Raw genomic sequence first — 12976 nt, forward strand, 5'->3', positions numbered from 1 at the left:
AAAAATCGAGCTATTCCACGATAAGCGTCGTCGGGGTGTCAGGACAAGTTGCGAGTTCTGCGTAAAAAATCCCACACTACAAGAAAACAAAGCCTACAGGAGCGACCACCGTGAGCCGCCTGCTACTGAACTGCGACATCGGCGAAAGCTTTGGTAACTGGACCATGGGTCTGGACGCCGAAGTCATGCCGTTCATCGATTGCGCCAACGTGGCCTGCGGCTTCCATGCCGGCGACCCGAGCATCATGCGCAAGACCGTCAGCCTGGCATTCAAGCACGGCGTGCAGGTGGGCGCCCATCCGGCCTACCAGGACCTGCAAGGCTTCGGCCGGCGCTCCATGAACTACACGCCGCAGGAAATCCAGGACCTGTTGCACTACCAGATCGGCGCGCTGGATGGCATCTGCCGGGCCCAGGGCGGGCGCGTCAGCTATGTGAAACCCCATGGTGCGATGTACAACGACATGATGGCCAACCCCGCGCAGTTGCGTGCGGTGATCCAGGCCGTGGCCGCCTACGGCGACCTGCCGCTGATGCTGCTGGCCACCCGGGATAACCGCGCGGCCCAAGCGTTGGGTGATGAATACGGGGTGACGCTGTGGTTCGAAGCCTTTGCCGACCGTGCCTATGACAGCAACGGCCATCTGGTTTCCCGCCAGTTGCCCGGCGCGGTGCACCACGACAGCGAAACCATTGTGCAGCAGGCCCTGACCCTTTCCCGTGGCGAATCGCTGATTGCCAGCGACGGCAGCTCATTGGTACTCCAGGCCAATACCCTGTGTGTGCATGGCGACAACGCCAGCTCGGTGGCTGCCGTGCAGCGTATCCGCGAAGCGTTGAAAACAGCATGAACCCACGCATCGAAGTGGTGGCGATCGACTGCCTGATGGTGCGCCTGTTTGATGTGATCGCCGAAGCCAACATGCCGTGGATGCTGGCGGCTACCGAGCGCCTGCGCAATGGCTTTGGCTTGGCATTGGTGGACCTGGTGCCGTCCTACACCACCTTGATGGTGCATTACGATCTCACTGCGCTAACCCCGGCCCAGGCCCGGGCGCTGATTGACCAGGCCCTTACCGACCTGCAACCCCAGGCCCAGGGCAGCGGCCAATGCCATGTGTTGCCAGTGTGGTACGACCTGAGTGTCGGCCCGGAACTGACCTTGCTGTCCCAGCGCAGCGGGCTGGCCGTGGAGGAGGTGATCCGCCGCCACAGCGCCCACGAGTACCAGGTATTCGCCCTGGGCTTTGCCCCTGGGTTTGCCTTTATGGGGCTGGTGGACGAAGTGCTCGCCACCCCACGCCTCAACACGCCGCGCAAACGCGTGGCCGCTGGCAGTGTCGGTATCGCCGAGCGGCAGACCGCCGCTTACCCGGTGGTGTCCCCAGGCGGCTGGAACCTGATCGGCCGCACCCCGGCCAAACTGTTCGACCGTGAGCGCGACGGCTACAGCCTGATGCAGCCCGGCGACACGGTGCGCTTCGCCTCGGTCAGCCACGCCGAATTCATCAACTTGGGTGGCGATGACACGCCGTTGGAGGCGCAAGCATGAGCCGCTTGATCATCGAGGCCAGCACGCCACTGTGCCTGTTGCAGGACGCCGGTCGTTTTGGTGTACGCCACCTGGGCGTGACCCAGGGCGGCGCGCTGGATTGGGTGTCGATGTCCTGGGCCAACTGGCTGTTGGACAATGCCCTGGATGCGCCGGTGGTGGAGATCACCCTTGGGGGCTTTACCGTACAGGCCGAGGATTATTGCCTGCTGGCCTTGGCCGGTGCGGACCTGGGCGCCTATGTCGATGAGCGAGCGATAAGCCCCGGTCGCAGTTTTATCCTGCAAAAGGGCCAGCGACTGCGCTTCACTCAGCCGTTCAATGGGGCACGCGCTTATCTGGCCGCGCCCGGTGGCTTTGATGCGCAGGCGGTACTGGGCAGTTGTGCCACGGTCGTGCGCGAAGCGTTGGGCGGCGTGGACGGTTTCGGCAAGGCCTTGGCCGAAGGCGGGCGGTTGGCGTATTCCGGTACGGGCGGCGCGATGAAGGTGCTGGCTAGCCCGGATTTGCAATCCGGTGCATCACTGGACGTGATCATCGGCGCGCAGATAGGCCAGTTCAGCGGGCAGAGTCTGTTTGATGCCTTCAACGCCGAATGGTCTCTGGACAGCCGTGCCGACCGTATGGGCGTGCGTTTGCTCGGCACGCCGTTGCAGTATCAGGGGCCGTCGTTGATTTCCGAAGGGATACCGTTGGGCGCGATCCAGGTGCCCCCGGATGGGCAGCCGATTGTGTTGCTCAATGACCGGCAGACGATCGGTGGTTATCCGCGGTTGGGCGCGTTGACGCCTTTATCCTTGGCGCGGCTGGCGCAGTGTTTGCCGGGGGAGAAAGTCCGGTTGGCCCCGGTGGTGCAGGAAACAGCGCATCGGCAGCACATAGAGTATTTACGCAGGTTTTCAGCGTAAGTGGGTTTTAAAGATGAGTCCTACGACATTGCAGAATTTTGTCGTCTTTGCCCCAGCGCACAGCCATGCAAGCCTTGAGTGGCTTATTCACTATCAGGCTTTGCTATGCGCTATTTGAAGATATATGCCCAGGATGTACTCGATAACGATATTCCGGATGTGGTCTATCTGGAGTTTTATGACACCGCCCAAACCCCCGCGCTTGTGCATCGGGCAACGGCATTTGATATTACTGACGATGGCCAGTTTGACTGGATTATTGCGGATGATCTCAATCAAGACGGCATTGTCGACAAGGTTGACCGGGAGATGGCACTGGAGTTTTCCCAGCTGTTTCTGGCGTTCCAGTGGTTCAGTCTCGATGAGCCCTTTGACAAATACCTGAAGGTGTTTGCCGGCGACTTCGATGACAACGGGATTCCTGATACGGTGCGGCTGCACTTCCATCAGGGCGAGGGAGACCCTCGAGATGAAACCATCGTCTATTCGGCGGCGGTATACAGCGACGGAAATGGTCAAGGGGCCAGTGTTTCGATCAATCAGGATGTGAACAACGACGGGAAAGTAGACCGCCAGGATTCTGAACTGATCAAACAGTTCGCTGCGCTCTTTCTCAGGTTTTCCTGGATCGACAACGAGCACTGCTGAGTGCCGTGCCTGTAGCCGATAGCATCGGCTACAGGCCAGGGTTCACTTGGATAGAAAACGCATGCCCTCTTCAAGCCCGCGCAGCGTCAGCGGATACATTTGATCCTCCACCAACTCCCGCACGATCCCCGTCGACGCCGTATAGCCCCAGGTATCTTTCGGGTAGGGGTTAATCCAGATCAGCTTCTTGTACTTGGCCATGAAGCGCTGCATCCACACATACCCCGGCTCCTCGTTCCAATGCTCGACGCTGCCACCGGCCTGGGTGATTTCATAGGGCGCCATGGCCGCATCGCCGATAAAAATCACTTTGTAGTCGGCGCCGTATTTGTGCAGCAGGTCCTGGGTGGAGGTGCGTTCGGAAGTACGGCGCTGGTTGTTCTTCCACACCGATTCGTACACGAAGTTGTGGAAGTAAAAATACTCCAGGTGCTTGAACTCGGTCTTGCACGCCGAGAACAGCTCTTCGCAGATCTTCACGTGGGCATCCATCGAGCCGCCGATGTCGAACAGCAGCAACAGCTTGATGGTGTTACGCCGTTCGGGGCGCATCTGGATATTCAGCAAGCCGGCATCGCGGGCGGTGTGGTCAATGGTGCCGTCGATATCCAGCTCTTCGGCTGCGCCCTGGCGGGCAAACTTGCGCAGGCGGCGCAGGGCGATCTTGATGTTGCGCGTGCCCAGTTCCACCTGGTCGTCGAGGTTCTTGTACTCGCGCTGGTCCCAGACTTTCACCGCCTTGCCCTGACGCTTGCCGGCGTCACCGACGCGAATGCCTTCAGGGTTGTAGCCGCCAGAACCAAAGGGGCTGGTGCCGCCGGTGCCGATCCACTTGTTGCCACCGGCGTGGCGTTCTTTCTGTTCTTCCAGGCGTTTCTTGAACTCCTCGATCAGCTTGTCGAGGCCACCCAGGGACTGGATCTGCGCGCGTTCCTCATCGCTCAAGGAACGTTCGAATTCCTTGCGTAGCCATTCTTCGGGGATCAGCGCCTGCAGGTGGTCGTCGAGCTTTTCCAGGCCGTTGAAATAGGCGCCGAAGGCCCGGTCGAACTTGTCGAAATGCCGCTCGTCCTTGACCAGGATCGCCCGGGCCAAGTAGTAGAACTCGTCCATGTCGGCGAAGGTCACGCGCTGTTTGAGCGCGTTGATCAGGTCGAGCAGCTCGCGCACCGACACCGGCACCTTGGCGGCACGCATTTCGTTGAACAGGTTGAGCAGCATCAGCGATTACCGCGACGGCTCATGAACGCCAGACGCTCCAGCAACTGCACGTCTTGCTCGTTCTTCACCAGGGCGCCAGCCAGGGGAGGGATGGCCTTGGTCGGGTCGCGCTCGCGCAGCACTGCTTCGCCAATATTGTCGGCCATCAGCAGCTTGAGCCAGTCGACCAGCTCGGAGGTGGACGGTTTTTTCTTCAGGCCCGGCACCTTGCGCACATCGAAGAACACGTCCAGCGCTTCGCTGACCAGGTCTTTCTTGATGTCCGGGTAGTGCACGTCCACGATCTTTTGCAGGGTGGTGCGGTCGGGGAAGGCGATGTAGTGGAAGAAGCAGCGGCGCAGGAACGCGTCCGGCAGCTCTTTTTCGTTGTTGGAGGTAATGATGATGATCGGGCGCTTCTTGGCTTTGATGGTCTCGTCGATTTCGTAGACGTAGAACTCCATCTTGTCGAGTTCTTGCAGCAGGTCGTTGGGGAACTCGATGTCGGCCTTGTCGATTTCATCGATCAGCAGGATCACCCGCTCTTCTGATTCAAAGGCTTCCCACAGCTTGCCCTTCTTCAGGTAGTTGCGTACGTCGTGCACCTTGTCCACGCCCAGTTGCGAGTCGCGCAGGCGGCTGACCGCGTCGTACTCGTACAGGCCCTGGTGCGCCTTGGTGGTGGACTTGATGTGCCAGGTGATCAACCTGGCACCGAAGGATTCGGCCAGTTGCTCGGCAAGCATGGTCTTGCCGGTGCCCGGTTCGCCCTTGACCAGCAGCGGCCGCTCCAGGGTGATGGCGGCGTTGACGGCCAGTTTCAGGTCATCGGTAGCCACATAGGCCTGGGTGCCTTCGAACTTCATCGGTCATTCCTCAAATTCATCAATGGCCTGACTATACCGCGCAGCCCCGGCGACTGTGAACGCAGACGGGCTATTCAGTCTCTGAATGGCGGGTCACATCAGCCCTGGCCCATGCAGGGAGTGTGGAGCCAGCTCCCACAGGGTTAATCAGCGCTGGGCTTGGGCTGTTCGTAACGAGCATTGAACGCCTGGATGAACCCATTGCGCAGAATCGCGATCACCGCAGAAAACGCGCTGACATTTTGCTGATGCACGCTACCGCTCAGCTCTACACGGGTGGCGAACTGGTTTTTACGCTGGTTTTTCAGCACGGTTTCGCTGGCGCCCACCACGGCTTCCCAGATCGAACGGAAGATATTCTTGTCCTGGTTTTCAACGTCTTGTTGCCAGTCGAACACCTCCACATCGCGCAGCAGCGGCTTGATGTAGCCGGTGAGCCGGCCATTTTCAGCCTGGGCTTCGATCACCACATCGCCTGTGCCAGCCTTGAAGTCGAACTTGCCATAGGCAGAGGCGAAGTCATTCATGCGTTTTAGTTGCAGGTCGCGGGCGCGGAAGCGGAACTCGAACTCTTCGAAATCGCTCAGCGGGTCAAAGGTGGCGTTGGCTTCCAGGGGCGCCTGGCCTTGCAGCAGTGCCTTGCCTTCAAAGCGTGCATCACGCTTGCCTTTGACATCCACCACATTGGTCAGGTTGTAGAAGCTGGCGTTGACCCCGGTGGCGTTGATATTCACCTGGGGCTTGGAGCTGAAGTTATGGAAGGCGATCTCGCCGTCTTCGATGCGCACTTCATTGAGGGTAATCGGCAGCAGCTTGCGCAGTTGTTCCTGCCAATCGGTGCCCTTACCGGTCTGGGACGCCTGCTTGTTGGCCCCGCCATCGACGAAGTTGATCTGCGGGCGCACAAAATGTCCTTCGGCCACGACGGCATGGTCGTACCACAGCGAATGCCAACTGACTGCGAACTCGATCAGCGGCGCCTTGACGAACGGTACCGGGACCTTGCCGTCCACCTTGACGATTTGCAGGCCGTTGATCCGGTATGCGCCGCGCCATAGCGCCAGGTCCACATCGGCAATCTCGCCGTGGTAATCACCCATGTTGGCGAGTTTGTCGTTCAGGTAGTTGCGTACCAGGTAGGGCAGCGCGATGTGCACGGCAATCAGGACCAGCACCAGAGCGGCGATTGTCCCTAACGGCCAACTGTAGCGACGTTTCATTGGGCAGTTCTCCTAGCTTGTAGGGGATTGACTGTTCTGATAGTCGCAACGTTCCTCCTTCTGGACGCTTGGGAGCACGAGGCATACCCTTGGGGCCTTTCCCAAAGTCTCGACAACAGGAATCGCCATGAGCCGCATCTTCGCAGACAACGCGCACTCCATCGGTAATACGCCTCTGGTTCAGATCAACCGCATCGCACCGCGTGGCGTGACGATCCTGGCCAAGATAGAAGGGCGCAACCCGAGTTATTCGGTCAAGTGTCGCATTGGCGCCAGCATGGTCTGGGATGCGGAAAGCAGCGGCAAGCTCAAGCCGGGCATGACCATTGTCGAGCCGACTTCGGGCAACACCGGTATCGGCCTGGCGTTTGTCGCCGCCGCCCGTGGCTACAAATTGCTGCTGACCATGCCGTCGTCCATGAGCCTTGAGCGCCGTAAAGTGCTCAAGGCTCTGGGCGCCGAACTGGTGCTGACCGAGCCGGCCAAGGGCATGAAGGGCGCCATCGACAAGGCTGCCGAGATCGTCGCCAGCGACCCGGCCACCTACTTTATGCCGGCCCAGTTCGATAACCCGGCAAACCCTGCGATCCACGAGAAAACCACCGGCCCGGAAATCTGGAGCGACACCGATGGCGCCGTGGACGTGCTGGTGGCAGGCGTGGGGACCGGCGGCACGATCACCGGGGTATCACGCTATATCAAGAACACGGCGGGCAAGCCGATTCTGTCGGTGGCCGTGGAACCCATGGTTTCCCCGGTGATCACTCAGGCCTTGGCGGGTGAAGAGATCAAGCCCAGCCCGCACAAGATCCAGGGCATCGGCGCCGGTTTCGTGCCAAAAAACCTCGACCTGTCGATGGTCGACCGCGTGGAGCTGGCGACCGACGAAGAGTCCAAGGCCATGGCCCGACGCTTGATGCTGGAAGAAGGCATCTTGTGCGGGATCTCCTGTGGCGCCGCCATGGCCGTGGCCGTGCGCCTGGCCGAGAAGCCAGAGATGCAGGGCAAGACTATTGTGGTGATCTTGCCGGACTCCGGTGAGCGCTACCTGTCGAGCATGTTGTTCAGCGATTTGTTTACCGAGCAGGAAAACCAGGCCTGATCTTAAGAGCAACCCTGTGGCGAGGGAGCTTGCTCCCGCTGGGCTGCGCAGCGGCCCCATTATTCTGGGAGCGCTTCGCACTCCAGCGGGAGCAAGCTCCCTCGCCACAAGGTTGATGTATGTCACCCGGTCGGTCTGGGCCTTCTGCATAATGGCTCAAGTGTTTATCATGGCCGGCTGTTACGTCTGGTTTCCCATTGACGGAAATTTGCTGGCCAGGCGCTTATTTCCAGGAGTTGCTGCATGACCTTTTCTTTGGCCGCCAAACTGTCGGTGTTGCTGCTGTTCATCGGCAGCACGCTGTATGTGCACCTGCGTGGCAAGGCCCGTTTGCCGATGTTGCGTCAGTTCGTCAACCATTCGGCGCTGTTCGCCCCATATAACGCCCTGATGTACCTGTTTTCCGCGGTGCCGTCCAAGCCCTACCTGGACCGCAGCAAGTTCCCGGAACTGGATGTGCTCAAGGACAACTGGGAAGTGATCCGCGAAGAGGCCATGCACCTGTTCGACGAGGGCTACATCCGCGCCGCCGAAAAGAACAACGACGCCGGTTTCGGTTCGTTCTTCAAGAAGGGCTGGAAGCGTTTCTACCTCAAGTGGTACGACAAGCCGCTGCCATCGGCCGAGGCGCTGTGCCCCAAGACCGTGGCGTTGGTGAGCAGCATCCCTAACGTCAAGGGCGCGATGTTTGCGCTGTTGCCGGGCGGCAGTCACCTCAACCCGCACCGCGACCCGTTTGCCGGTTCCCTGCGTTATCACCTGGGGCTGTCCACGCCGAACTCCGACGACTGCCGTATCTTCGTCGACGGCCAGGTCTACGCTTGGCGCGACGGTGAAGACGTGATGTTCGACGAAACCTACGTGCACTGGGTGAAAAACGAAACCGAACAGACCCGGGTGATCCTGTTCTGCGACATTGAGCGCCCATTGAGCAATCGCGTGATGACCCGCATCAACCGTTGGGTCAGCAAGCAGCTTGGCCGTGCCACAGCGCCGCAGAACCTCGATGACGAGCGCGTGGGCGGCATCAACCAGGCGTACGCCTGGAGCAAGACCTTCAGCGACAAGTTCAGCGGCCAGGTCAAACAGTGGAAGCGCAAGCATCCCAAAGCCTACCGCATTGCGCGGCCGGTGCTGGCGGTGGTGGTGCTGGTACTGCTGTGGAAGTGGCTGTTCGGCTAAACCGCACACCCTAAAAAAGGCGCTGTATCGATAGATGCAGCGCCTTTTTTATGCCTGGAATGTGATCAAAACTGTGGGAGCTGGCTTGCCTGCGATGGCGGAGTATCAGCTATAAAAATGTTGGCTGACCCACCGCTTTCGCAGACAAGCCAGCTCCCACCTTTGATCTGCGTTGCTCTTAAGAGGCGATCAACTGGCGCAGCACGTAGTGCAGAATCCCACCGGCCTTGAAGTATTCCACTTCATTCAAGGTATCAATCCGGCACAGCACCTCAACCTTCTCGCTGCTGCCATCCTCCCGCGTGATCACCAACGTCAGGCTCATCCGCGGCTCGATCTCGGCATCGGTCAGCCCGAGGATATCGATCTTCTCTTTGCCGGTGAGCTTGAGTGTCTTGCGGTTCTGATCCAGCTTGAACTGCAACGGCAACACGCCCATGCCTACCAGGTTGGAGCGGTGGATACGTTCGAAGCTCTCGGCGATTACCGCCTTGATCCCTAGCAGGTTAGTGCCCTTGGCCGCCCAGTCGCGGCTGGAGCCGGTACCGTATTCCTGGCCGGCGATCACCACCAGCGGTGTGCCCGAGGCCTGGTACTGCATGGCGGCATCGTAGATCGCCATTTTCTCGCCCGTGGGGATGTACAGCGTGTTACCGCCTTCTTCGCCGCCGAGCATTTCATTGCGGATACGGATATTGGCGAAGGTGCCGCGCATCATCACTTCATGGTTGCCCCGGCGTGAGCCGTAGGAGTTGAAGTCACGCGGCTCCACGCCCTGTTCGCGCAGGTAGCGCCCGGCCGGGCTGTCGGCCTTGATATTGCCGGCAGGGGAGATGTGGTCGGTGGTCACCGAATCCCCCAGCAGGGCCAGCACGTTGGCGCCCTTGACGTCCTCGATCACCGGCAACGGGCCGGCAATGTCGTCGAAGAACGGTGGGTGCTGGATGTAAGTGGAGTCCTTTTGCCACACGTAGGTCGCCGCCTGCGGCACTTCAATCGCCTGCCATTGCTCGTCACCGGCAAACACCTCGGCGTATTCCTTGTGGAACATGCTGGTGCTGACTTGGGCCACCGCCTCGGCGATTTCCTGGCTGCTGGGCCAGATGTCCTTGAGGTACACCGGGTTACCCTGCTGGTCGTTGCCCAGCGGCTCGCTGCTGATGTCGATGCGCACGGTGCCGGCCAGCGCGTAGGCGACGACCAGGGGTGGCGAGGCCAGCCAATTGGTTTTCACCAGTGGATGCACGCGGCCTTCGAAGTTACGGTTGCCGGACAGCACCGAGGCCACGGTGAGGTCGGCCTTCTGGATGGCTTTTTCGATCGGCTCGGGCAGGGGCCCGGAGTTGCCGATACAGGTGGTGCAGCCGTAGCCCACCAGGTCGAAGCCAAGCTTGTCCAGGTACTGGGTGAGGCCCGCAGTCTTGTAGTAGTCGGTGACCACTTTGGAGCCCGGCGCCAGGGAGCTTTTCACCCAGGGCTTGCGGGTCAGGCCTTTTTCCACGGCTTTTTTCGCCACCAGCCCGGCCGCCATCATCACGCTGGGGTTGGAGGTGTTGGTGCAGGAGGTAATCGCGGCGATCACCACGGCGCCGTTTTTCAGGCGATAGGTGTTGCCTTCGTATTCATAATCCGCCTCGCCGACCAGGTCGGCATTGCCCACGGCAACGCCGCCTCCGCCTTCGCTTTCCAGGCGGCCTTCTTCTTTGCTGGTGGGTTTGAATTGCAGGTCGAGAAAATCGCTGAACGCTTGGCCTACATTCGGCAGGGCGACGCGGTCCTGGGGGCGTTTGGGCCCGGCAAGGCTGGCCTCGACAGTGCCCATGTCCAAGGCCAAGGTATCGGTGAAGACCGGCTCCTGGCCGGCGTTGCGCCACAGGCCCTGGGCCTTGGTATAGGCTTCCACCAGCTTGACCGTCTCAGCCGGGCGGCCGGACAGGCGCAGGTAGTCCAGGGTCACCTCATCCACCGGGAAAAAGCCACAGGTCGCGCCATATTCCGGTGCCATGTTGGCGATGGTAGCGCGGTCGGCCAGGGGCAAATCGGCCAGGCCGTCGCCGTAGAACTCGACGAACTTGCCCACTACGCCTTTCTTGCGCAGCATTTGCGTCACGGTCAGCACCAGGTCGGTGGCGGTGATGCCTTCCTTGAGCTTGCCTGTGAGCTTGAAGCCGATCACTTCCGGGATCAGCATCGACACCGGCTGGCCGAGCATCGCCGCCTCGGCTTCGATCCCGCCCACGCCCCAGCCCAATACGCCGAGGCCGTTGATCATGGTGGTGTGGGAATCGGTGCCGACCAGGGTGTCGGGGAAGGCGTAGGTGTGGCCGTCTTCCTCTTTGGTCCACACGGTGCGGCCCAGATATTCGAGGTTGACCTGGTGGCAGATGCCGGTACCCGGTGGTACCACGCTGAAGTTGTCGAAAGCGCTTTGGCCCCAGCGTAGGAAGGCGTAGCGTTCGCCGTTGCGCTGCATCTCGATATCGACGTTCTGTTCAAAGGCGCTGTCGCTGCCGAACTTGTCGACCATCACCGAGTGGTCAATCACCAGGTCCACCGGTGACAGCGGGTTGATGCGCTGTGGGTCACCCCCGGCCTTGGCCACGGCAGCGCGCATGGCGGCCAGGTCGACCACGGCGGGTACCCCGGTAAAGTCTTGCATCAGCACGCGAGCGGGGCGGTACTGGATCTCGCGGTCGGACTGGCGTTCTTTGAGCCAGGCGGCGATGGCCTTGAGGTCGGTGCCGGTGACGGTCTTGGCGTCTTCCCAGCGCAGCAGGTTTTCCAGCAGCACCTTGAGGGACATCGGCAGCTTGTCCAGGTCACCCAGGCTCTTGGCGGCTTCGGGCAGGCTGAAGTAGTGGTAGGTTTTACTGTCTATTTGCAGTGTCTTAAGGGTTCTCAGGCTATCAAGGGATGACATTACATGACTCCTTATGGTCCGCACGGCTACGGACCTGACGGGACGAACAGAGCTATCACGTTAGCGCTGTTTTCATTAGCAGGCTAGTAACTGGACTCTATCGCTGAGTCCAAGGTTCCGAACTCGGCTATCATGCGCGCGTTTTCATGACAGGTATTGCGATAGCGCAACGCCGGTTGATTCACCAGGAGATTCAATGAACACCCTTTTTATGCACTGCCGCCCGGGTTTTGAAGGCGAAGTCTGTTCCGAGATCGCGGAGCACGCCGCGCGCCTGAACGTTTCCGGCTACGCCAAGGCCAAGACCGGCAGCGCCTGCGCCGAATTTGTCTGCACCGAAGAAGACGGCGCCCAGCGCCTGATGCACGGCCAGCGCTTTGCCGAGCTGATCTTCCCCAGGCAGTGGGCGCGCGGGGTGTTTATCGACCTGCCGGAAACCGACCGCATCAGCGTGATCCTCGCCCACCTGCGCGAATTTCCGTTGTGCGGCAGCCTGTGGCTGGAGATGGTCGACACCAATGACGGCAAGGAACTGTCGAACTTCTGCAAGAAATTCGAAGTGCACCTGCGCAAAGCCCTGCTTAACGCCGGCAAGCTGGTGGACGACCCGAGCAAGCCGCGCCTGCTGCTGACCTTCAAGAGCGGCCGCGAAGTGTTCATGGGCCTGGCCGAGTCGAACAACTCGGCGATGTGGCCCATGGGCATCCCGCGCCTCAAGTTCCCGCGTGATGCGCCCAGCCGCTCGACCCTCAAGCTGGAAGAGGCCTGGCACCACTTCATCCCCCGTGACCAGTGGGACGAACGCCTGCACGGCGACATGACCGGCGTCGACCTCGGCGCAGCACCGGGCGGCTGGACCTGGCAACTGGTCAACCGTGGCATGCTGGTGACCGCCATCGACAACGGCCCCATGGCCGAAAGCCTGATGGACACAGGCCTGGTGCAACACCTGATGGCCGACGGCTTCACCTTCGTGCCCAAGCAGCCGGTGGACTGGATGGTCTGCGATATCGTCGAGAAACCTGCGCGCAACGCGGCACTCTTGGAAACCTGGATTGGCGAAGGGCATTGCCGCGAGGCGGTGGTGAACCTGAAGTTGCCGATGAAGCAGCGTTACGCCGAGGTGAAGCGCCTGCTGGAGCGCATCGAAGAGGGCTTCAAGGCGCGTGGCATTCGTGTGGAGATCGGCTGCAAGCAGCTCTACCACGACCGCGAAGAGGTGACATGTCACCTGCGCCGCCTGGTAGATGTAAAGAAATCCAAAAGCCGCTGAGATCAAAAATGTGGGAGCGGGCTTGCTCGCGAAAGCGGTATAACAGTCAAAATTTATGTTGAATGTGCCCCCGTCATCGCGGGCAAGCCCGCTCCCACATTGTTG

The 12976-nt window shown here is 60.4% G+C and carries 11 protein-coding genes; 7 read left to right on the plus strand and 4 right to left on the minus strand.

Annotated elements, in window-relative coordinates:
- Nucleotides 1-110: 110 nt before the first annotated feature.
- From CLM72_RS08410 to CLM72_RS08425, 4 genes are all read left to right on the plus strand, one after another.
- A complete protein-coding gene (locus tag CLM72_RS08410) occupies nt 111-851 on the plus strand; it encodes a 5-oxoprolinase subunit PxpA (RefSeq protein WP_057975686.1) in 741 nt (246 codons plus the stop codon).
- Nucleotides 848-1552 (plus strand): allophanate hydrolase subunit 1, encoded by a 705-nt coding sequence (locus CLM72_RS08415; RefSeq protein WP_105226161.1) that lies wholly within the window; start codon nt 848-850, stop codon nt 1550-1552. Before CLM72_RS08410 ends, CLM72_RS08415 begins: the two co-directional genes overlap by 4 nt.
- A complete protein-coding gene (locus CLM72_RS08420; RefSeq protein ID WP_105226162.1) occupies nt 1549-2460 on the plus strand; it encodes a biotin-dependent carboxyltransferase family protein in 912 nt (303 codons plus the stop codon). Before CLM72_RS08415 ends, CLM72_RS08420 begins: the two co-directional genes overlap by 4 nt.
- A 105-nt stretch (nt 2461-2565) precedes the next feature.
- A complete protein-coding gene (locus tag CLM72_RS08425; protein ID WP_054898993.1) occupies nt 2566-3108 on the plus strand; it encodes a hypothetical protein in 543 nt (180 codons plus the stop codon).
- A 42-nt stretch (nt 3109-3150) separates the two neighbouring features.
- Here the strand turns inward: CLM72_RS08425 and CLM72_RS08430 are convergent, their stop codons facing one another.
- The 3 genes from CLM72_RS08430 to CLM72_RS08440 form a co-directional block, all read right to left on the minus strand.
- Nucleotides 3151-4329: a VWA domain-containing protein gene (locus CLM72_RS08430; RefSeq protein WP_003189625.1), complete on the minus strand. Its 1179-nt coding sequence runs from the start codon at nt 4327-4329 to the stop codon at nt 3151-3153.
- A complete protein-coding gene (locus tag CLM72_RS08435) occupies nt 4329-5174 on the minus strand; it encodes a MoxR family ATPase (RefSeq protein WP_003189627.1) in 846 nt (281 codons plus the stop codon). The genes CLM72_RS08430 and CLM72_RS08435 overlap by 1 nt, the downstream gene beginning before the upstream one ends.
- Before the next feature lie 143 nt (nt 5175-5317).
- Entirely contained in the window at nt 5318-6394 is a 1077-nt protein-coding gene (locus CLM72_RS08440; protein WP_105226163.1) for a DUF748 domain-containing protein, read from the minus strand.
- A gap of 127 nt (nt 6395-6521) precedes the next feature.
- On the opposite strand from CLM72_RS08440, the gene cysK reads away from it, so the two are divergent.
- Together cysK and CLM72_RS08450 are read left to right on the plus strand one after the other, a co-directional pair.
- Nucleotides 6522-7496, plus strand: a complete 975-nt coding sequence (gene cysK / locus CLM72_RS08445) for a cysteine synthase A (protein WP_105226164.1) — start codon at nt 6522-6524, stop codon at nt 7494-7496.
- Nucleotides 7497-7739: 243 nt separating this feature from the next.
- On the plus strand, nt 7740-8678 hold the full coding sequence (locus CLM72_RS08450; RefSeq protein ID WP_005786126.1) for an aspartyl/asparaginyl beta-hydroxylase domain-containing protein: 939 nt from the start codon (nt 7740-7742) through the stop codon (nt 8676-8678).
- A gap of 178 nt (nt 8679-8856) precedes the next feature.
- Here the strand turns inward: CLM72_RS08450 and acnA are convergent, their stop codons facing one another.
- Complete coding sequence (gene acnA / locus CLM72_RS08455) at nt 8857-11598, minus strand: aconitate hydratase AcnA (protein ID WP_105226165.1); 2742 nt, start codon at nt 11596-11598, stop codon at nt 8857-8859.
- A gap of 196 nt (nt 11599-11794) precedes the next feature.
- Here acnA and rlmM point away from each other — a divergent pair, with 196 nt between their 5' ends.
- On the plus strand, nt 11795-12871 hold the full coding sequence (rlmM, locus tag CLM72_RS08460; RefSeq protein ID WP_105226166.1) for a 23S rRNA (cytidine(2498)-2'-O)-methyltransferase RlmM: 1077 nt from the start codon (nt 11795-11797) through the stop codon (nt 12869-12871).
- Nucleotides 12872-12976: the final 105 nt, after the last annotated feature.

It is taken from the genome of Pseudomonas sp. MYb193, from assembly GCF_002966775.1.
Classification (GTDB): Bacteria; Pseudomonadota; Gammaproteobacteria; order Pseudomonadales; family Pseudomonadaceae; genus Aquipseudomonas; species Aquipseudomonas paracarnis.

Bases quoted from the DNA above. Each gene is read 5' to 3' on its own strand.
- CLM72_RS08415 (WP_105226161.1), top strand. From the start codon at position 848: ATGAACCCACGCATCGAAGTGGTGGCGATCGACTGCCTGATGGTGCGC.
- CLM72_RS08420 (WP_105226162.1), top strand. From the start codon at position 1,549: ATGAGCCGCTTGATCATCGAGGCCAGCACGCCACTGTGCCTGTTGCAG.
- CLM72_RS08425 (WP_054898993.1), top strand. From the start codon at position 2,566: ATGCGCTATTTGAAGATATATGCCCAGGATGTACTCGATAACGATATT.
- CLM72_RS08430 (WP_003189625.1), bottom strand. From the start codon at position 4,329: ATGCTGCTCAACCTGTTCAACGAAATGCGTGCCGCCAAGGTGCCGGTG.
- CLM72_RS08435 (WP_003189627.1), bottom strand. From the start codon at position 5,174: ATGAAGTTCGAAGGCACCCAGGCCTATGTGGCTACCGATGACCTGAAA.
- CLM72_RS08440 (WP_105226163.1), bottom strand. From the start codon at position 6,394: ATGAAACGTCGCTACAGTTGGCCGTTAGGGACAATCGCCGCTCTGGTG.
- cysK (WP_105226164.1), top strand. From the start codon at position 6,522: ATGAGCCGCATCTTCGCAGACAACGCGCACTCCATCGGTAATACGCCT.
- CLM72_RS08450 (WP_005786126.1), top strand. From the start codon at position 7,740: ATGACCTTTTCTTTGGCCGCCAAACTGTCGGTGTTGCTGCTGTTCATC.
- acnA (WP_105226165.1), bottom strand. From the start codon at position 11,598: ATGTCATCCCTTGATAGCCTGAGAACCCTTAAGACACTGCAAATAGAC.
- rlmM (WP_105226166.1), top strand. From the start codon at position 11,795: ATGAACACCCTTTTTATGCACTGCCGCCCGGGTTTTGAAGGCGAAGTC.